Below are 18,578 nucleotides of genomic sequence, written 5' to 3'. Positions count from 1 at the left end.
TCGCGGGCGGCCTCCGCCTCGACGGCGGCACCCACACCTCGACGATGTTGCGGGTGGCGAGCAGGCGCGCCGGGAAGGCGGCGTCGCGCCTGTCGTTCTTGCGCCTCTTCTCGGCCGACGGCTTCTGCATCCTCGAGACGGCGCCCACGACGCAGTCGACGCCCAGCGCGCGCAGCTCGCGGCACAGGGCGAAGCCCGTCGGGCCGCTCTCGTAGACCGCCTTGGGGCTCTCGAAGCCCAGGATCCACTCCGCGATCTCGCCGGCGTCGGTGCCGAACCTCCTCTGGGCCGCCTCGCCGGTGAACGGGTCGAAGGCGCATGCCGAGACGGAGCGCGCGTGTGCGTCGAGGCCGATGGAGGTAATATAGGTCATGGGAGCCTCCTCCCATACGTGCGGTACGGCGGCACCGCAGGTTGACGATACACAACCATTGTTCCCGCCCAGCCCGCGACCCCGTATGCCGCGGGGAGGCTTTCCCTTCAATGACTTTCTCATATCGTCTCGTGCACGTCGTACATGCTTGAACACCGGCTTCGCGCGACTATGGCGATAGCTGTTTGGGCTGTGCTTTCTAAAAAGGCGCATGTAAACGAGCCCAAGTGGTGCTACATGCACTATAGTTTGCGATGGATATATAGAGTGCGCCGCTGAGAACCGCCGGCGCAAAATGTGCAGGGAGCGACATGACCGCGAACAGCCAGCAGCAAGAAAACCAGCCCGGATACGTTTCTCCCGAGCTCGACCGCATGTCCTGCGACATGATGGGCGAGTTTCTGGACGCCCTCGCCGAGGGGGACGTGCCGGGTGTAGTGGCGTGTGTGGAGGACGCGGCCGGCAACCGCGCCGCCGTGGCTTTCTCTGAGGACGGCGACGAGGCGTGCCTGAACGCCGCAGACGACTTTGTGGTTTCCGCGGGTCGCAACGGTTCTCCTGAAGACGGGGTTGGCCCCGCTGTGCGCTATGCGATTTTGTACCTGGGCTGCATCCAGGAGATGGATGGTGCTTACAACGATGCCATGATTACCGTGTTTGGCGAGAAGGGCTCCGCTAGCGCGTATTCCGCCTTCACATTGGTGAAAGGCATGGGCCAAGGCGAGAACTTCATGTGGAGTGACCCTGAACCTGCAGGAGAAGAGCAACTTTTGTTGTAACACTCGCTAAAATTGAGCGGTTACGGTGAAAAACCGACCGTACGCCTAATTCTCATCACGTAACCGTTTCAAGGGAACGAGGACCCATATATGCGCGTTGATAACCTAAGGAACATCGCCATCATCGCCCACGTCGACCACGGCAAGACTACCCTGGTTGACAAGCTCCTTCGCGCCACGGATGCTTTCCGTGCGAACCAGCAGGTGGAGGAGCGCGTGCTCGACTCCAACGATCAGGAGCGCGAGCGCGGCATCACCATTTTGGCTAAGAACATCTCCATCGAGTACAAGGGCGTGAAAATCAACGTCCTCGATACCCCCGGCCATGCCGACTTTGGCGGCGAGGTCGAGCGCGTTTTGCGCATGGCGGACGGCGCCCTGCTTTTGGTCGATGCGTTCGAGGGCCCCATGCCCCAGACCCGCTTCGTTTTGCGTCACGCCATCGACACCGGTCTTTCGATCATGGTTGTCATCAACAAGATCGATCGTCCCGGCGCCGAGCCCGAGCGCGCGTTCAACGACTGCCTCGACCTCATGGCTGACCTGGGTGCCACCGACGAGCAGCTTGAGTTTGCGATGGAGCACGTGGTCTACGCGAGCGCTGTGAACGGCTTTGCCCGCCTCGACCCCGAGGACGGCAACATGGATATGTTCCCGCTGCTCGACATGGTCGTTGACGACATGCCCGCCCCCGACGTCGACGTGGACGGTCCGTTGGCGATGCAGTGCGTCACCATCGACCACTCCAACTTCGTCGGCCGCATCGGCATTGGTCGCGTCTACTCCGGTACCATTCACCAGGGCGAGCAGATTTTGGTTGTAAAGAATGGCGGCGAGCGCGCCATGGCCACCGTCAAGCAGCTCTTCACCTTTGACTACTTGGGTCGCACCGAGTGCAGCGAGGTTGGCGCGGGCGATATCGCCGCCGTGGTCGGCGTCGACTCCACCGACATCGGCGACGTCTACACCGATCCCGAGAACCCCGTCGAGCTCGATTCCATCGAGATCGATCCTCCCACCCTGTCCATTGTCTTCGAGGCGTCCACGTCTCCGCTGGTCGGCCGTGACGGCGACATCGTTGGCGCCCGCCAGCTCAAGGAGCGTCTGTTCACCGAGCGTGAGAACAACGTGACCATGCGCATCGAGGAGCTTGCCGACAAGAGCGGTGTCGAGGTCTCCGGCCGCGGCATCCTGCATCTCTCCGTTCTTATGGAAACCCTGCGTCGCGAGGGCTATGAGTTCCAGGTTGGCCGTCCGCGCGTTCTGTTCAAGAAGGACGAGAACGGCAACACCGTCGAGCCCATCGAGCAGGCCGTTGTCGAGTGCCCGGACGAGTACGCCGGCAAGGTTATCGAGGTCTTCGGCAACGCCGGCGGCACCATGACCAACATGCAGGCCGGCTCCACCGTCACCCATGTCGAGTTCCGCATCCCCACTCGCGGCATCATGGGTCTTAAGAACCGCGTGCTCAACGTCACTCATGGCGAGGGCGTTTTCTACCACACCTTCTTGGAGTACGGACCCTATGCTGGCGAGATTGGCGGCCGCAACAACGGCGCCATGATCTCCATGACGACTGAGAAGGCCGTTGCCTACGCTCTGGGTACCCTGCAGGAGCGCGGTGCTCTGTTTGTCGAGCCCGGCACCGAGTGCTACGAAGGCATGCTGGTTGGCGAGCGCAACAAGCCCGGCGACATGGTGGTCAATATCGCCCGTACCAAGAACCTGGGCAACCAGCGTTCTTCGACCTCCGATATCTCCGTCCAGCTGGTTCCGCCTCGCGTCTTCTCCCTTGAGGAGGCTCTTGAGTACATTGCGGATGACGAGCTGGTTGAGATCACGCCCAAGAACATTCGCCTGCGCAAGCGCCTTCTGAACGCGATCGACCGCAAGAAGGCCGCCGCCCGCGCGATGAAGTAGCGCTTTGGGCATCACTGTCTTAAGAACGAAGAAGAGGCTCCAGAGGATTGCTCCTTTGGAGCCTCTTCTCTTAGTGGTTGAAGGCGCGGATTGGCTGGTTCGGGTTGCCTTGCCGCCGAGTTCGGAGACGCCCGACATCCCGTAAGATTTGCATTCAAGGTGGAGCGATGCGCGCGCCCTGAGGATTTCCTAGCGGTGTTTCTCCCAGAAAGCGCGGCGCTTTTGGGCAACTTGCTGCTTGCGCTCCTTGCGGCGGCGTTGCTTGATATCTGCCTGCACGCGTTCGCGGCGCTCGTCCAGGGCGCGCTCCGATGGCACCCGGTGCACAGGTTTTGAGACGGCCTCAACGGCCTTGTTGCCAAACTGCCTGATGGGTCGCGCGACGCGGTCAAGATTGACCTCTGTTGGCGTGAGAATGTTGTAGTGCAGCGAGATCCACCGCAGCGCCATGGTGATGATTACGCAAACCACCAGAGCAAAGATATTGGCGGCGTGGAAGTTCTCGACAAGGGCGACGTAGGATGTTGCCCCCGCGATGGCGGTGATGGCATAGAAGTTGCCGCGCTGGAAGATGCCGGGCGTCTGCCCTAAGAATACGTCGCGCAGCATGCCGCCTCCGACGGCTGTAAAGAAGCCCATCATTACGCAGACCATAGGCGAAAGCTCGTACACCATCGCTTTGTCCGCGCCGACGGCGGCGTAAAGGCCCACGGCGAAGATGTCGAGAATGGCGATGAGGCGATCGGGTTTCTCGAAGATAACGGGGAAGACAAAGGCGATGGCGGCGGTGGCGACGGACATGGGCAGCGCGAGCGGCTGGTCGAGAATGTAGACGGCGCCTTTCTGCAAGATGACGTCGCGGATGATACCGCCGCCGAGTCCGCAAGCGACGGCGAGACCGATAGCGCCAATGAAATCGAGTTTGTGCTCGCGGGCGGTAAGAACGCCCGACACGGATGCAACTACAACAGCGAGCATCTCAAGCCAGATGGGGATGGAGACCTGTTCGCCCGCGGCTCCCCCCGCGGCCGTCATGGCTGCGACCACCGGTGCGAGCAATACAGTAGTAAGCGTCACGGACCCCTCCAAACAATGCGTTGATTGGCCTTATCTTACCTATCTACAGACGTTTGGCTTTCGGTAAATAAGGTCCAAATAAAGCACCTTCAAGGTCGGGATGAGTGAGAAAAGAAAAAATTTAAGCCTTCTACCTGCATAAACGAGATTATCGAAAAAAAGTTTAAGAAAAAGCTTTGCGAGTACGGAAGTCTGGGTTACAATTTCTCCTGCATTCGTTGGAGAGTTGTCCGAGTGGCCGAAGGAGCACGATTGGAAATCGTGTAGGCGCCAAAAGCGTCTCCAGGGTTCAAATCCCTGACTCTCCGCCAGTTAACTCTCATGGCGCGTCCTCAATTGGGTGCGCCATGTTTCACTTCAAACGGAGGAGTGGCAGAGTGGTTGAATGCGGCGGTCTCGAAAACCGTTTACCCGGTGTTCCCGGGTACGAGGGTTCGAATCCCTCCTCCTCCGCCATTTGACTTGCTGGGCCCGTAAGGGCTTTTTTCATATATAGATGCCAATGGAATAGCGCGGTAGGGCGACGGCGAGCGTTTCGTAATGTGTCCTTAAGAGCACTTAAGGGCCGCTTAAAACGCGATTACGAGGATGCTCGCCGCGTGCCGTGCGGATACACTGCTAAAAGAAGGCCTACCAAGAGGAGTGGATATGAACAAAGGGATCGCATCGGGATCGTTTGAGCTCATGCTGACGGATTCCATGCGGGTGGCGCTTGACCATGCTTTTGCGGACGCCCGCGAATGTCTGGAGGCAGACGGCGGGATGGTGCCGTTTAGCGTTTTGTGCACGTCTGACGGGTTCGATGTATCGGAGCATCCTGGCGAGACGGTGGACGATGTCTACGCCTCGATGAAGGCGCTGGTAGCCCGCGAGATGCCCGAGGCGTACGTCTTTTCCTACGATGGCTTTGTTGAAGTTGTTGGTGGACGAGAAGAGGCGATAATTTGCGAGGTCGCTCGCCGCGGTGATGAGCAGGCGACTATTCTTGCTCAACCCTATACGGTGAGTGATGGGTCGTACGAGTTCGCACCTTCCTTTGCGTATGCGGGCGAGACCCCTCAGCTGTATCCAAGCGGTACCAGGCCCATTGTGTCTGGCCTGGTCGCCCTTGCTGCCGAGCGAGAGGCGGCGGCCAAGGGGGATGCTGCGAACGAGGTTGTTGAAGCGACTGTCGAGGTTGCTGAATAGGAGTGCTCATGCTTTCAAATGAATTGGGGTTTACCACCTCATGGAAGATGTTGACCAGGGATAAAGGGTGGATCAAGCCGATACTGGTGCTGACGCTAGTGGGCTGGGTGCCCATTTTGGGTCAGATCGCCGTACTGGGTTACGGGTTGGAATGGGCGCGCCTAACCGCATGGGGAATCGATGCGGCGCCCAAGCAGCGCGGAGTCGATTACGGCAAGGTTCTCACCACGGGCGGCATCGCGTTTCTGGTGAACCTGAGCATGTCTGTTATCGTTGCAATTCTTGGCAGCATGATCTTTGGAACCACGTTTGGCATCGCTAGCATTTTTGGCCCCATTGGGTCGTTATTCTCCAATGTTGTGTCGTTGACGGCTGTGACCGGCGGCGCTGCTTTTAGTCTTATCGCAGCGGTAGTAAACATCTTTATGAGCACGTTTATCCTTGCGGCGTGCATGCGCTCGACTATCTACGACGGTTTTACCGCGGGTTGGCGTGTGGACCGTTTGTTCCAGATGATCATGAAGGACCCTGGCGGCTTTTTCCACGCATACGCCGTGAAGCTCATTGGCGACATTGTGGTCGGAGCGTACTCGGCGATTGTCAGCCTGTTTGGTACGCTGTTTCTGCTGGGCGGCGTGGCGGGCATGATGGCGTACGGATATAGCACCAGCCACTATAGGTATGATCTCGCCGCGCACATCATCAATTCCTTGGTCGCTATGGGCCCGGGGCTGGTCATGGTGATCGTGCTGCTGGTGATTGCAGCCCTATTCGTTGGCGGAGTGATCACCGTCGCCATGCAGTTGGTATCCATTAACGCTATGGGGCAGTGGTTCTGCCGGTTTGACGTCAACCGCTGGGGAACCTCGTCCGCTCCTTTGCCTGATGGAGTCCCGGCGCACCCGCAGTCTTCCGTGTACGGCGATGGCTCCATTCCGCAGCAGCCCTCCGATGCCTCGCAGCAGCCAGCACAGCCTGCTCAACAGCCCGTGCGCTCTTCTGGGGGCGATCAGGTCCAGCAATCTTCTTCCCAGCCGGTCGAGGAAGTTGCAGGCGAGGCGAAGGACGGGCCCGATGATGTCGCCAAGCTGATTGACGTTGCGCCGGAGCAGTCCGTCGAAGATGGAGGAGAGACGCCTCACCAGGCGATTCCGTTGCCGCCGATTTCAGAAGATTCGCCCGTAGCCGATGATGCCGGCAAAGACGATGAGGGGTCGAGTGGAGCCCCCATTGTGGAAGGATAGATGCAGCATAGAGCGACCCTCGATTGTCGGGGGTCGCTTTTTTGTAGAGGTTTGCTGGCGGTTAAACGTATCTAGGCGCGGGTGCGGGCGCTATGAAGGGAAGCGGCACCAACCGTGGTCTGCCCGAACGCCAGGTGTGGAAGACAAGGCGCTATCGGCGGAGATGCTTTGGGGAGAAACGGAGGGTTAAAAGCGAAGAGATGATGTGAAACGCTGGGTCGAGAAAGCTATCTGCGAGGGATTTATGGAGGTAGTGCGTGGTGTGGGCTCGCCGCTTGAGGATGCGGATGATCGCAGCTATAGTTATCCAGTCCTTTCCTGCTTCGGGCGCACCTTCACGACCCGGAGCCTTATGCCCAGAGGAGGTGACCAAATGAAGGCTTATGAACTGCTGTTCTTTGTTGACCCCGCTCTCGATCCCGAGACCCGTCTCGCTGTGATGAAGCGCATCGATAACACGATCGCCGAGGGTAACGGCAAGGTCGACAACGTTGACGAGTGGGGCAAGCGCAAGCTCGCCTACGAGATCAACAAGCTCACCGAAGGTGACTACACCCTCATCAATTTCCATGCAGATCCCACCCAGATCGCCGAGCTCGACCGCGTTCTGCGCATCACCGATGCCGTGGTTCGTCACATGATCGTTCGTCGTGACGACCAGGAGTAGAAACTGTTTTGGAAGCCGAGCGGCATAGAGCCGTAATCGGCAATGAGAGGTAGTGAGTTAAGCATGAGCATCAACCGCGTTAATATTTCCGGAAACCTCACCCGCGATCCCGAGCTGCGCGCAACCGCCGGCGGTACCCAGGTTCTTTCCTTTGGCGTCGCCGTTAACGATCGTCGTCGCAACCCTCAGAATGGCGAGTGGGAGGATTACCCCAACTTCGTGGATTGCACGATGTTTGGCACCCGCGCCGAGGCCGTGAGCCGCTATCTCTCCAAGGGGTCGAAGGTCGCGATCGAAGGTAAGCTGCGTTACAGCTCCTGGGAGCGCGACGGCCAGCGTAGGAGCAAGCTCGAGGTCATCGTCGATGAGATCGAGTTCCTCTCTCGCGGTCAGCAGGGTGGCGGCCAGGGCGGCTACGGCCAGCCCGCATACGGCCAGGGCGGCTACGATGCCACTCCTATGCCCGCTCCTGCCCCGCAGGCGCCCGCTCCGGTTCCGCCTGCAGGCGACGTCTTTGATGAGGACATCCCGTTCTAATCGTCCAAAGACGAGGGATGTTCACCTGATTTAGTGAGAGGCATGCGAGTCTACTAGTGCTTCGCGTGCCAAATGAAAGGTATTTTGACATGGCTAATGATTACTCTGCACGTCAGCCGCGTCGTAAGTACTGCCAGTTCTGCAAGGAGAACACTGAGTACATCGATTACAAGGATACTCAGCTCCTCCGTAAGTACATGACCGATCGTGGCAAGATCAAGCCCCGTCGCGTCACTGGCGCTTGCACGCAGCATCAGCACGACATCGCGAACGCTATTAAGCGCGCCCGCGAGATGGCTCTCCTGCCGTACACCGTTCCCGTGGTTTCCTCCCGTGGTAACCGCGACCGCGGCTAGGAAAGCGAGTTCGATCAGATAGATGGAGAATGGTGTTTCAAACGGCGGACCCCAGACGGATCTAACCAGCAGGGTTTTGGGACGTCCTCCTAAGGAGATGTCCGGTGCTCTGTGGTTTGCGCTTGGATCGTTCGCCAGCTTTGTGATTCCGTTCTTTGGCGTTGTCATGATGGGCTACGGCGCCCGCGAACTTCTGGAAGCGCGCGGACCTCGAGGATTCCTCTTTGCCGTAGCCGAAGGCATCGTCATTACGGCAGTCGCCCTATTTGCCAATTCGGGCATGGGCATGCTGCTTGTTGGTGAAGTTCTTTGTGTTCTTGGCGTTGTGTGGTGCATGCGCAACCACGCCGCAACGTTGGCTGGCATCTGCGCCGTTATCGTTGCGACCGCGCTTGTGAACATTGGGATCGAGGCTGCTGTTGCAACGGCGGCCGGCTCTTCGCTTTCGCAGGTTGTCGACGGACTGCTCGCCTATATGGTTTCCGTGGCTCAAGACGCCGCTGGAACTGGCATACAGGCAGAGCTGATTGTCCGGCAGATCGCGCCCGTGCTTAAAGCGCTTTGGCCGTTCACGTATGTTGCGTCAGCAGGCATGGATGCACTGGCCGCGGGAATTGGATCGTATCTCATGTACGTCCGGACCAGCGGAATCCCCAGGGTTCCCGCTATTGCTGCCTTCGATATGCCCATGTGGCCCGTTGGCGTGCTGATAGCGTCGATTCTTGGCTTGAGTGCCTCGCTCTCTGGTTTTCCGGGAGCAGAGGTTCTGCTTAGCGTTAGCGTTACAGCCCTCATGAGCGTGCGCTTCATCTTCGCCATTCAGGGTTTTGCCGTCGTTCTCACGTTTGCGAATCGTTTTCGATTCGGCTGCTTGGGTAGGACGCTTCTCCTGGTTCTGTCTATCTGGCTCGAGACTATGTTCTTCATTGTGAGCATAGTCGGCCTGATCGATGTCTGGGCAAACTTCCGCAAACTTACGCGGGGTTCCCAGGAATCTTAGGCAAACACGTAAGAAATGCACTGCCAGCGCGGTGCAAGTAGCAAGGAGATCTCATGAAAGTCGTTCTTCTGGGTGAGATCAAGGGCAAGGGTGGCGAGGGTGACGTCGTAGACGTCGCTCAGGGTTACGCCGAGAACTACCTCTTCCCTAAGAAGCTCGCCGTTGCGGCGACCAAGGGCAACCTGAAGCAGCTCGAGGAGCGTCGCAACAACATTGAGAAGCGTGAGGCCGTCCGCATCGCCGACGCCAACACGCTTAAGGAGACCCTCGAGGGTAAGTCCGTCGTTGTCGACGCCAAGGTTGGCGACGAGGGCGTCCTGTTTGGTTCCGTCACCTCTGCCATGATCGCCGATGCGGTCAAGGCCCAGCTTGGCGTCGAGCTCGATCGCAAGCGCATCGAGCTTGGTAAGCCCATCAAGATGGCTGGTTCTCACGAGGTTGCCGTCTCGCTCTACCGCGAGATCCGCGCCACCCTCACCGTTCTCGTTGGCGTCACCGCTGACGAGGAGGTCGAGGAGGAGGCTGTCGAGGAGACCGCCGAGGCCGAGACCGAGGCTGCCGCTGAGTAGCTTCGCGACTCAAATCGCTCGAACAACCCGGTTACCGCAAGGTGCCGGGTTTTTTTTATTGCTCTTTCGCTGCTCGTCCTGGCAACTTGTCCTCCGCTTAGTGCGTTTGAGTGGCCATGTGTTTGTTCACAGGTGCTTTTTGCAATCACGGGAATGTTTATAAGTTTAGGCAGATATCAACAGGGTGCATTCGGGCGATTGTGAAGAAGCTGGTTTCTGATTATAGTGACCAATTATGAAATTGCATTTAACCCTCAAGTGCTAGTTGCACCTTTTACCTGCGTAATGTATAAAGCTCATCTGTTTACCTGCGAATTCATTAAATCATCACATTAAGAATGTGTAAGAATCCAGCAAAAGTAGGCTTAATAATGAATATCTGCAGATGAGCTAAGGTATGTGGATAACTCAAATAATTGTTCTCACTAAATTGTGGATAACGTGGAAAACTACCGTTTTCGCAGGGTGGGGCGGCTGCAGTTATACCCAAGATTCTGTGGACGAATAAAAGCGCACGTAGACGCTTTACGGCACGACTTGACAGATATCTCAGTATCCGATTGACGTTGAGCACTGTCCGTACCGGAGGTTCGCGCCATTCATGGCCCGCGGCTCGATCAAGTTAGTTGTGGACTATATTGGCACCCTGTCGGTCAACCTCTGTTCTACGCCCACCGAGCCAACTTCTGGCTTTAATATTGAATGTTCAGCAAGATTCAACGAGAGGGGGCCGTGGTAAACCGTGAGCGATAACGCATGGGAGCCCACCGGGGTTGTTGAGCGAGGTGCTCAGTTGACCCTTCCAAACAACATAGAGGCAGAGGCAAATGTTTTGGCCGCCATGTTGCTTTCTAGCGAGGTGGTCGAGGAAGCGCTTGTTGAATTGCTTCCCGACGACTTTTATCGTCCTGCGCACAAAACGCTGTTCCTCGCTATGCATGACATGTACGATCGCAACCTGCCGATCGACTCCATCTCGCTTATCGACTATCTCAGCTCCATCGACAAGCTTGAGGCCGTTGGCGGTGAGGCGTATATCCTCGAGCTCATGGGCCGCACGCTTTCTTTGGTGAGCTGGCAGTACCATGCGGGAATTGTTCGTCGCGACGCTATGCTTCGTGAAATCATCGGGGCAACCAACCAGATCAACGCGTTGGCATACAATGCCCCCACCGATACCAAAGAGGTTATCGAGCGCGCCGAAAGCATGCTGTTGTCCGTCACCGGTCGCGAGGTGAAAAGCTCGTACAAGCCGCTGACCGACTTTATGGTCGAGGCGTATAAGGAGGCGGAGGCGGTTGCCGCCGCAGGTGGCGAAACTCAGGGCGTTCCCACGGGATATCCCACCTTGGACAAGATGCTCATGGGTTTCCGCGAGGGCCAGCTCATCATTATTGGCGCGCGCCCGGCAGTTGGTAAGACCTCGTTCGCATTGAATCTGGCGCTGAATGCCGCTGCGGCGGGTTTTACCGTAGGCTTCTTCTCGCTCGAGATGTCAGGCAAGGAAATCGCCCAGCGCTTCATCTGCGCTCATGCCCAGGTGAACATGTCGAACTTCCGTACCGGCCGCATCTCCGCGCAGGAATGGGCGAATATCAACGAGGCCACGCAGGAGCTCTCCAAGCTCGATATTCTCATTGACGATACGCCCGGCACCACGGTAACCGAAATTCGCGCGAAGGCGCGCCGAATGCTTCACAACAAAGAGCACGCTATCGTTATCTTGGACTACCTGCAGCTGGTCAATCCCCCCGCGGGCCGCCGCGCGGAGAGCCGCGCCGTCGAGGTTTCCGAGATGTCGCGTGCCCTTAAGATCATGGCCAAGGAGCTTAAGATCCCCCTTATCGCCCTGTCGCAGCTGTCCCGTCAGGTCGAAAGCCGCACCGGTAAGCGCCCGCAGCTGTCCGACCTGCGCGAATCGGGCTCCATCGAGCAGGACGCCGACATCGTTATGTTCCTGGACCGTTCAAGCTCGGAGCAGGAGGCCGCTCGGGACGATCGTCCGGACGAGGGCATCACGCGTATTGTTCTGGCGAAGAACCGTTCCGGCCCTATTGGCGATGTCGACCTGGTCTTCCTGCCTTCCTCCACAAAATTCTACGAGCTCAACGAGCATATGGAAGACTAGCGCGCGTCGGTTGCAGAAGACAGCGGAGACGTGGACGCGCTGCGGGTCAACGCCCAAATCAAGTGTGAGCCGCCCGACAGTTTGCCGAGCGGCTCGTAACGATTATGGAAGATTGCGCCTGCCGCGACCAAACGCCTTGCCCACCCGCCTATAATAGGAGCGTTTTGGGGGCACGAGCACCCAGGAGTCCTTTTGGGCTCTCAACAGTTGAAACACATGAGGAGAAGACATGACGTCGGCAGTGTTGGTTGGTACCCAATGGGGCGATGAGGGCAAGGGCAAGATTTGCGACCTTATCGCGCCTGATTTTGACTGCGTCGTCCGCTACCAGGGCGGAAACAACGCGGGTCATACCATTGTGGTGGGTGACAAGAAGTACGGCCTGCACCAGGTTCCGTCTGGCATCATGTATCCCAATTGCGTGTCGGTCATTGGCAACGGCTGCGTGGTAAACCCGCAGGTACTGCTTGAAGAGATCGATATGTTCGAGCATGACGGAATCTCTACCGCCAATCTTAAAGTGTCCGGCAACGCCCATGTGATCATGCCCTACCACATGGATCTCGACGGCGCTTTCGAGGAGCAGCTCGGCGGCAAGAACATCGGCACCACCAAGCGCGGCATCGGCCCGTGCTACCAGGACAAGATGGCCCGCATTGGCATTCGTATGCAGGACCTTTTGGACGAGGATACCTTCCGCGACAAGCTCGCAACGGCTCTTGATCGCGTAAACCCCCAGCTTGAGAAGCTGTTTGGCCTTCCCACCTATACCGTTGAGCAGATTTGCGAGACCTACCTTGGTTACGCTGAGCGTCTGCGTCCTTATATCTGCGAGACCAGCCTTCTGCTTAACGGCATGGTTGAAGAGGGCAAGTCGATCCTCTTCGAGGGCGCCCAGGCGACCCTGCTCGATATCGACCACGGAACCTATCCGTTTGTCACCTCGTCCAACTGCACCGCCGGCGGCGCCGTGACCGGCTCCGGCGTCGGCATGAAGAACATCGGCCGCGTGCTGGGCATCATGAAGGCCTATATCACCCGTGTTGGCTCCGGCCCCATGCCCACCGAGCTTTCTTATGAGGACGAGGCGGGCCACACGCTGACCGAGGTTGGCGCTGAATACGGCGTCACCACCGGTCGTCGCCGTCGCTGCGGCTGGTTCGATGGCGTTATCGCCAACTATGCAGCTCGCGTGAACGGCCTGACGGACATCGCTCTTACCAAGCTGGACGTTCTGTCCGAGTTCGAGACTATCAAGGTCTGCGTTGCCTACGATGTTGACGGCGAGCGCTACACCACCGTGCCCGAGCACTCCGCGCGCTTTGCCAACGCCAAGCCCGTCTATGAGGAGCTGCCTGGTTGGAAGTGCGACATCTCCGGTTGCCGCACCTTTGATGAGCTGCCGCAGAATGCTAAGGACTACGTGGCATACATCGAGAAGCTCGCCCACACGCGCATCTCGATTGTCGCCGTCGGTCCCGACCGCGAGCAGACCATCATGCGCAGCTGGTAGCGAAGAGCAAAGATATATGGATGAGCCAATTTGGACCGAGTCTGGATTGGCTCATTTTTAGCACGTACGCCCGCGCGGGCGCCATGAAAGTGGAGTCACCCTTTAGTTCCAAGGAGGAACCATGAACGCAGAGACCCAGGTTATCGACATCTTGCTGCTGGGCAGCGGCGGTCGCGAGCACGCCCTGGCAAAGAAGCTCTCCGAGTCTCCCCGCTGCGGCAAGCTCTATATCGCTCCGGGCAACGGCGGTACGCTCAACGTGGGCGAAAACGTTGCCATAGACGAGGCGGACCCCGAGGTTGTCGCTGACTTTGTAAAGGGCGCGGGCATTGGCCTGGTAGTTATTGGCCCCGAGGCCCCGCTGGTCGCGGGCGTCGCCGATGCTGTGCGCGCTCTGGGCGTGCCCTGCTTTGGCCCGGGTGCCGCGGGCGCCCAACTTGAGGGCTCCAAGCGCTTTTCCAAGGAGCTCATGGACCGCGCCGGCATCCCCACCGCCGCTTACGGCAGCTTTGATAACGAGGAGGATGCGCTCGCCTATGTTCGCGAGCAGGGCGCGCCGCTGGTAGTTAAGGCCGACGGTCTGGCTGCCGGAAAGGGCGTTATCGTCGCTACCGAGCTTGCGGAGGCCGAGAACGCGGTGCACGAGTGCTTCTCCGGCGCGTTTGGCGCCGCGGGTGCCACCGTGGTTATTGAGGAGATGCTAGTCGGCCCGGAGTGCAGCCTGCTCGCCTTCACTGATGGCATCACCGTTTGCCCCATGTCCACCTCGCAGGATCACAAGCGCGCCCTTGAGGGCGATCGCGGCCCCAACACCGGCGGCATGGGCGCTTATTCTCCGGTGCCTATCGTTACCCCCGAGGAGCATGCCGAGATGGAGCGCATCATGCGCGTCACCGTTGACCAGCTGCGTTCCGAGGGCATCGACTACCGCGGCTGCCTGTACGGCGGCTTTATGCTGACTGCCCAGGGTCCCAAGGTGCTTGAGTACAACGCCCGCTTTGGCGATCCGGAGACCCAGGTGGTTCTGCCTCGCCTTGAAAATGATCTGGTCGAGGTCATGCTCGCCGTAGCGGAGCAGCGCCTGGCAGACGTTGAGCTGTCCTGGTGCGACGAGTGGGCGGTCACCGTTGTGCTTACCTCCGCCGGTTATCCCGGCTCTTATGAGAAGGGCAAGGTGATAACGGGCGCGGACGAGGCCGACGCCATGGACGGCGTTACCGTCTACCACGCCGGCACCACGCAGGAGGGCGACGAGCTGCTGACCTCTGGCGGCCGCGTGATTGCCGTGACCGCTCTGGGAGAGACCTTCGAGGCTGCTCGCGACCTCTCCTATGCAGCTTGCGACAAGATTGAATTCGAGGGCAAGACGCTGCGCCATGACATTGGCCTGCGCGCCCTTCGCGGCCGTGAGGCGTGGGAGCAATAAGAGATTCTAGAAGCTGGGTGATGCGATATGACAGAGCTTGATGCGCAGATCGTCGAGGACAATGATGTGGTGGACGAGCAGCCCATGGATGAGGAGCCGTCGCTGGTGTTGGGCGACGAGGACCCCCGCGACGCCGAGCTGCACGAGAAGATCTTGTCTGAGGAGACCGCGTGGCGCGGCAAGATCCTGGACGTTCGCTCTCTTGAGGTTGAGCTGCCCAATGGTCGCCGCACCGGCCGCGACATCGTCCGCCATCCCGGCGCCGCCGCCGTTGTGGCTCTGACGGAGTCTGGCAAGATTGTCCTCGTCCGCCAATACCGCACCGCGCTTGATAGGGTGACGGTGGAGATTCCCGCCGGCAAGCTCGATCCGGGCGAGGATCCTCTGGATTGCGCCCGTCGCGAGCTGCATGAGGAGACGGGCTTTACTCCTCGTCGTATTCGCTATCTCACCACCATAGCCACTACCTGCGGTTTTTGTGACGAGGTTATTCATATCTACTTGGCGACCCAGCTGGAGTTCGATGGGGCTAATCCGGACGATGATGAGTTTGTAAACGTTGATCTTGTGCCGCTGCAAGAGCTGATCGACGCGGTTCTTGACGGTAAGATCGAGGATGCTAAAACCGTGGTCGGCGCGTTGGCGCTGGACGCGATCGGTCATCGCCTGTAACGTTGCAAAGGGCATTGAGTGAGGGCCGGGGTGCGCTGCGCTGTAAAAGCGGGCCCCGGCCCTTTATGTTGGAGCGCGGCGCCGCTGCGGGAAGAGGCGGGGCGCGCAAGCATGCGAGGGGGAGAAGAACGCCTAGATGTTTAAGAGATTTATTTCCTATTACGGTCCGCAGAAGGGTCTGTTTATCGCGGATACCATCTGCGCGCTGGTTTACGCGGGCATTGACCTTGCGTTTCCCATTTTGCTGCGCTTTTTGACGGGGGGATTTTTCGCCGAGGGTTCGTCGGCCATCATGGACGGCTTGCTTTACATAGCGCTTGGCCTGGTGATTATGTATGCCGTCCGCACGGCTTGCGTCTACTTTGTATCTGCCCAGGGCCACATCATGGGCGCGCGCATGGAGTCCAAGATGCGCGAGGATCTTTTTGACCAGTACGAGCGCTTCAGCTTTGCGTATTTCGACGCGCACAGCTCGGGCGATATGATGAGTCGCGTGGTCAACGACCTTTTTGACATCTGCGAGGGCGCGCACCATCTGCCCGAATGGATCATCATCTGCAGCATCAAGATCATCGGCGCGCTTGTAATCCTGTTTACTATATCGCCCGCCCTGGCCGCCGCTCTTACTGCGGTGACGGTGGTCTTTATGGGCATCATGGTGCGCCAGAACCTGCATATGCGCGCGGTGTTTGCTGATAACCGCAAAAAGATTTCTGGCGTAAACTCGCAGTTGCAGGATTCGCTGGGTGGCATCCGCGTAGTGAAATCCTTTGCCGGCGAGGACGTGGAGCGCGAGAAGTTCCGCGTAGCCAATGGCCGCTACCTGCGGTCTAAAGAGGACCAATACCACGTCATGGGCGGTTACCAAGCGACCAGCGCGCTTATGACCGGCGTGCATTACCTTACCATTGTGGTATTTGGCGGCTATCTGGTGGCAACCGGGCGCATGGCGGCGCTCGATCTGGCAACGTTCGCTCTTTATATCAGCTTATTTACCAGCCCTATCGAGACGCTGGTGAACTCAACCGAGACTTTCCAGAAGGCCATCGCCGGCTTCAGGCGCATGGACGAGGTCATGCGAACGGCCCCCGATATCCAGGACAAGAAGGACGCGCGTCCGCTGGTTGTGACCGAGGGGGCTATCGAGTACAGCAGCGTGTGCTTTACCTACCCGGATACGGAGACCTCCGATGATGGGACGGCGCTGGAGCGTCCGGTTATCGACCATATGAACCTGTCCATTCGTCCCGGCGAGACCATTGCGTTGGTTGGACCCTCGGGCGGCGGCAAGTCGACCACGTGCTCGCTGTTGCCGCGTTTCTATGATGTGGCATCCGGCAGCATCACTATCGATGGACAGGACGTACGCGATGTGACGCAGGATAGCTTGCGCCGAGCGATCGGCCTGGTTCAGCAGGATGTTTACCTATTTGATGGCACCCTGCGCGATAACATCGCATATGGACGACCTGGCGCTACGGATGAAGAGATCGAGCACGCGGCTCGTCAGGCGAATATCCATGAGTTCATATCCAGCTTGCCCGAGGGGTATGACACGGTTGTGGGCGAGCGCGGTAGCCGTCTTTCCGGTGGGCAAAAGCAGCGCGTCGCCATCGCCCGCGTGTTCTTGAAAAATCCGGCGATCCTTATCTTGGATGAGGCTACCAGCGCGCTGGACAACGAAAGCGAAGAGGCCGTGCAGGAATCGCTGGAGCGCTTGGCGCAGGACCGCACCACCATCATCATTGCGCACCGTCTCTCGACCATCAAGAATGCGGACGAGATCGCGACGGTGGAACGTGGCAAGGTGATGGAGCGTGGTACCCACGAGGAGCTTCTCGCTCGCGGCGGCACCTACGCCCGTTACTATCGAATGCAGTTTGAGGGAGCGCGCTCGCACGAGCTTTAAGGTTGTGGCGCCGCCCACACGCGCATGCGTCGGCACGCCGCCAGCTGCCCTCGTCCATATTGTATAAGCGAAGCGCCTCCACCCGTCAGAGGTGGCGGCGTGAGGTACCACGTTAGGCGAAGCGATGGCTAAGAACCAACCGTTGACATCAGAAGAGGCGTCGAGGCTTTTTAGCGAGATCGATGAGTCGGGCGTTGTCGACCCCGACCGCGCGCGAGAGATTAGTTCTGGTAAAAGGCCGTCGCCGCGCCCTTCGCGTCGTCTTAAAGTGGACCCTTTGAGTGAGGATGACCCGTCTGGATCCAAGGTTGGTCAGACTATCTCCCGTACGGCGATTTTGGTTATTACCCTAGTTTTGCTGGGCATCCTGGGCATGCAGATTTGGTACGGCGTGTCGAGACGTCTTAACACGGCAAACCTGTCCGAGAATGTCGATCGCGATACAGTGGAGCACGCCATGGAATCAGGCGTGGAATGGGGAAACGGCTTTACGCAGTTCCCCGCCACCTTTACGGTTGACGAGGCGGATCAGCGCACGGGCGTGGTAGAGGTTACGGTTGTTGACACCGACTCGCGCAACGAGCTGGAGATGCTTTCGAACTCGCAGATCCAGGCCGCGGCGCTGGCGACCAACGCCCTGCTCAACGATAAGATCGACCGCGTGGTGTATAACGTGTGCGCGCTGGTGAATCGTGCGGGCGATTTCCAGCATGATTCTTTCTTTGGGTTTCTCCCGGCCAAGGGAACGCGCCGCGCAGTGCTGACTTTCATTTGGACCAAGAGCGTCTCGAGCTATTCCAACTACATTGACTGGGAGCTCAAGATTGTGGGCATGGATGATCAGACCGCTCAGAAGATTCAGGAGCAGGTCAATTCTGTCAGCGCGTTGATTGAGAGCTCTGAGATCGCGCAGAACAAAGTCGAGGAGGAGCGCGAGGAGATGCAGCGCGAAAAGATGCTGCATGGCTCTGAGATCTTTACCGGCGGCAAACGCGAGAAGAGCATCGAGAGCGTTTTGCCGCCTGAGCAGTAAGGTTTTGCCCGCCTTTTCGCCGCTGCTTTGCGGGTGCTGTGCGCAGTTGTGAAGGTAAATTGCATCACTTTTGATTATTGTTTTGTATACCAATCTGGTAGCAAATAAGAGACCAGTGGATTTTTCGATTGAAAAATGCGGTCTACTACTGCTTTTTCAAAATCGATGCAATTATCCTTAAGAATTG

The 18,578-nt window shown here is 58.5% G+C and carries 16 protein-coding genes, 2 tRNA genes and 1 pseudogene; 17 read left to right on the top strand and 2 right to left on the bottom strand.

Features of this window, described 5'->3' with window-relative positions; genetic code table 11:
- Window positions 1-373: pseudogene (locus tag HMPREF9452_RS09240) on the bottom strand (IS110 family transposase); the annotation flags it as partial.
- Between the two features lie 311 nt (window positions 374-684).
- Here HMPREF9452_RS09240 and HMPREF9452_RS09235 point away from each other — a divergent pair.
- Window positions 685-1,152, top strand: a complete 468-nt coding sequence (locus HMPREF9452_RS09235) for a hypothetical protein (RefSeq protein WP_009141874.1) — start codon at window positions 685-687, stop codon at window positions 1,150-1,152.
- Between the two features lie 90 nt (window positions 1,153-1,242).
- Window positions 1,243-3,072: a translational GTPase TypA gene (typA, locus tag HMPREF9452_RS09230; RefSeq protein ID WP_009141873.1), complete on the top strand. Its 1,830-nt coding sequence runs from the start codon at window positions 1,243-1,245 to the stop codon at window positions 3,070-3,072.
- Between the two features lie 189 nt (window positions 3,073-3,261).
- On the opposite strand, the gene HMPREF9452_RS09225 is transcribed toward typA, so the two are convergent.
- Window positions 3,262-4,149 (bottom strand): trimeric intracellular cation channel family protein, encoded by an 888-nt coding sequence (locus HMPREF9452_RS09225; RefSeq protein WP_009141872.1) that lies wholly within the window; start codon window positions 4,147-4,149, stop codon window positions 3,262-3,264.
- Window positions 4,150-4,369: 220 nt separating this feature from the next.
- Between HMPREF9452_RS09225 and HMPREF9452_RS09220 the strand changes: the two genes are divergently transcribed.
- The 15 genes from HMPREF9452_RS09220 (at window position 4,370) to HMPREF9452_RS09150 (ending at window position 18,391) form a co-directional block, all read left to right on the top strand.
- A tRNA-Ser gene (locus HMPREF9452_RS09220) sits at window positions 4,370-4,460 on the top strand.
- A gap of 52 nt (window positions 4,461-4,512) precedes the next feature.
- Window positions 4,513-4,605 (top strand) — tRNA-Ser (locus HMPREF9452_RS09215).
- Between the two features lie 192 nt (window positions 4,606-4,797).
- Complete coding sequence (locus HMPREF9452_RS09210) at window positions 4,798-5,337, top strand: hypothetical protein (RefSeq protein ID WP_009141871.1); 540 nt, start codon at window positions 4,798-4,800, stop codon at window positions 5,335-5,337.
- 8 nt (window positions 5,338-5,345) lie between these two features.
- Window positions 5,346-6,581 (top strand): DUF4013 domain-containing protein, encoded by a 1,236-nt coding sequence (locus tag HMPREF9452_RS09205; RefSeq protein ID WP_009141870.1) that lies wholly within the window; start codon window positions 5,346-5,348, stop codon window positions 6,579-6,581.
- A gap of 373 nt (window positions 6,582-6,954) precedes the next feature.
- Complete coding sequence (rpsF, locus tag HMPREF9452_RS09200) at window positions 6,955-7,248, top strand: 30S ribosomal protein S6 (protein WP_009141869.1); 294 nt, start codon at window positions 6,955-6,957, stop codon at window positions 7,246-7,248.
- A 63-nt stretch (window positions 7,249-7,311) separates the two neighbouring features.
- Window positions 7,312-7,785 (top strand): single-stranded DNA-binding protein, encoded by a 474-nt coding sequence (locus HMPREF9452_RS09195; protein WP_009141868.1) that lies wholly within the window; start codon window positions 7,312-7,314, stop codon window positions 7,783-7,785.
- Window positions 7,786-7,874: 89 nt separating this feature from the next.
- On the top strand, window positions 7,875-8,141 hold the full coding sequence (rpsR, locus tag HMPREF9452_RS09190) for a 30S ribosomal protein S18 (RefSeq protein ID WP_009141867.1): 267 nt from the start codon (window positions 7,875-7,877) through the stop codon (window positions 8,139-8,141).
- Between the two features lie 97 nt (window positions 8,142-8,238).
- Window positions 8,239-9,141, top strand: a complete 903-nt coding sequence (locus tag HMPREF9452_RS09185; RefSeq protein WP_050797659.1) for a DUF2232 domain-containing protein — start codon at window positions 8,239-8,241, stop codon at window positions 9,139-9,141.
- A 53-nt stretch (window positions 9,142-9,194) separates the two neighbouring features.
- On the top strand, window positions 9,195-9,710 hold the full coding sequence (gene rplI / locus HMPREF9452_RS09180) for a 50S ribosomal protein L9 (protein WP_009141865.1): 516 nt from the start codon (window positions 9,195-9,197) through the stop codon (window positions 9,708-9,710).
- Window positions 9,711-10,452: 742 nt separating this feature from the next.
- On the top strand, window positions 10,453-11,838 hold the full coding sequence (gene dnaB, locus HMPREF9452_RS09175; protein WP_009141863.1) for a replicative DNA helicase: 1,386 nt from the start codon (window positions 10,453-10,455) through the stop codon (window positions 11,836-11,838).
- Between the two features lie 229 nt (window positions 11,839-12,067).
- On the top strand, window positions 12,068-13,351 hold the full coding sequence (locus tag HMPREF9452_RS09170; RefSeq protein ID WP_009141862.1) for an adenylosuccinate synthase: 1,284 nt from the start codon (window positions 12,068-12,070) through the stop codon (window positions 13,349-13,351).
- A 121-nt stretch (window positions 13,352-13,472) separates the two neighbouring features.
- On the top strand, window positions 13,473-14,777 hold the full coding sequence (gene purD, locus HMPREF9452_RS09165; RefSeq protein WP_009141861.1) for a phosphoribosylamine--glycine ligase: 1,305 nt from the start codon (window positions 13,473-13,475) through the stop codon (window positions 14,775-14,777).
- A gap of 27 nt (window positions 14,778-14,804) precedes the next feature.
- Entirely contained in the window at window positions 14,805-15,449 is a 645-nt protein-coding gene (locus tag HMPREF9452_RS09160) for an NUDIX domain-containing protein (protein ID WP_009141860.1), read from the top strand.
- A gap of 136 nt (window positions 15,450-15,585) precedes the next feature.
- Complete coding sequence (locus HMPREF9452_RS09155; RefSeq protein WP_009141859.1) at window positions 15,586-17,358, top strand: ABC transporter ATP-binding protein; 1,773 nt, start codon at window positions 15,586-15,588, stop codon at window positions 17,356-17,358.
- A 124-nt stretch (window positions 17,359-17,482) separates the two neighbouring features.
- Window positions 17,483-18,391: a hypothetical protein gene (locus HMPREF9452_RS09150; RefSeq protein WP_009141858.1), complete on the top strand. Its 909-nt coding sequence runs from the start codon at window positions 17,483-17,485 to the stop codon at window positions 18,389-18,391.
- Window positions 18,392-18,578: the final 187 nt, after the last annotated feature.

Source organism: Collinsella tanakaei YIT 12063 (assembly GCF_000225705.1).
Taxonomy (GTDB): domain Bacteria; phylum Actinomycetota; class Coriobacteriia; order Coriobacteriales; family Coriobacteriaceae; genus Collinsella; species Collinsella tanakaei.
This window is presented reverse-complemented; position numbering and strand designations above follow the sequence as displayed.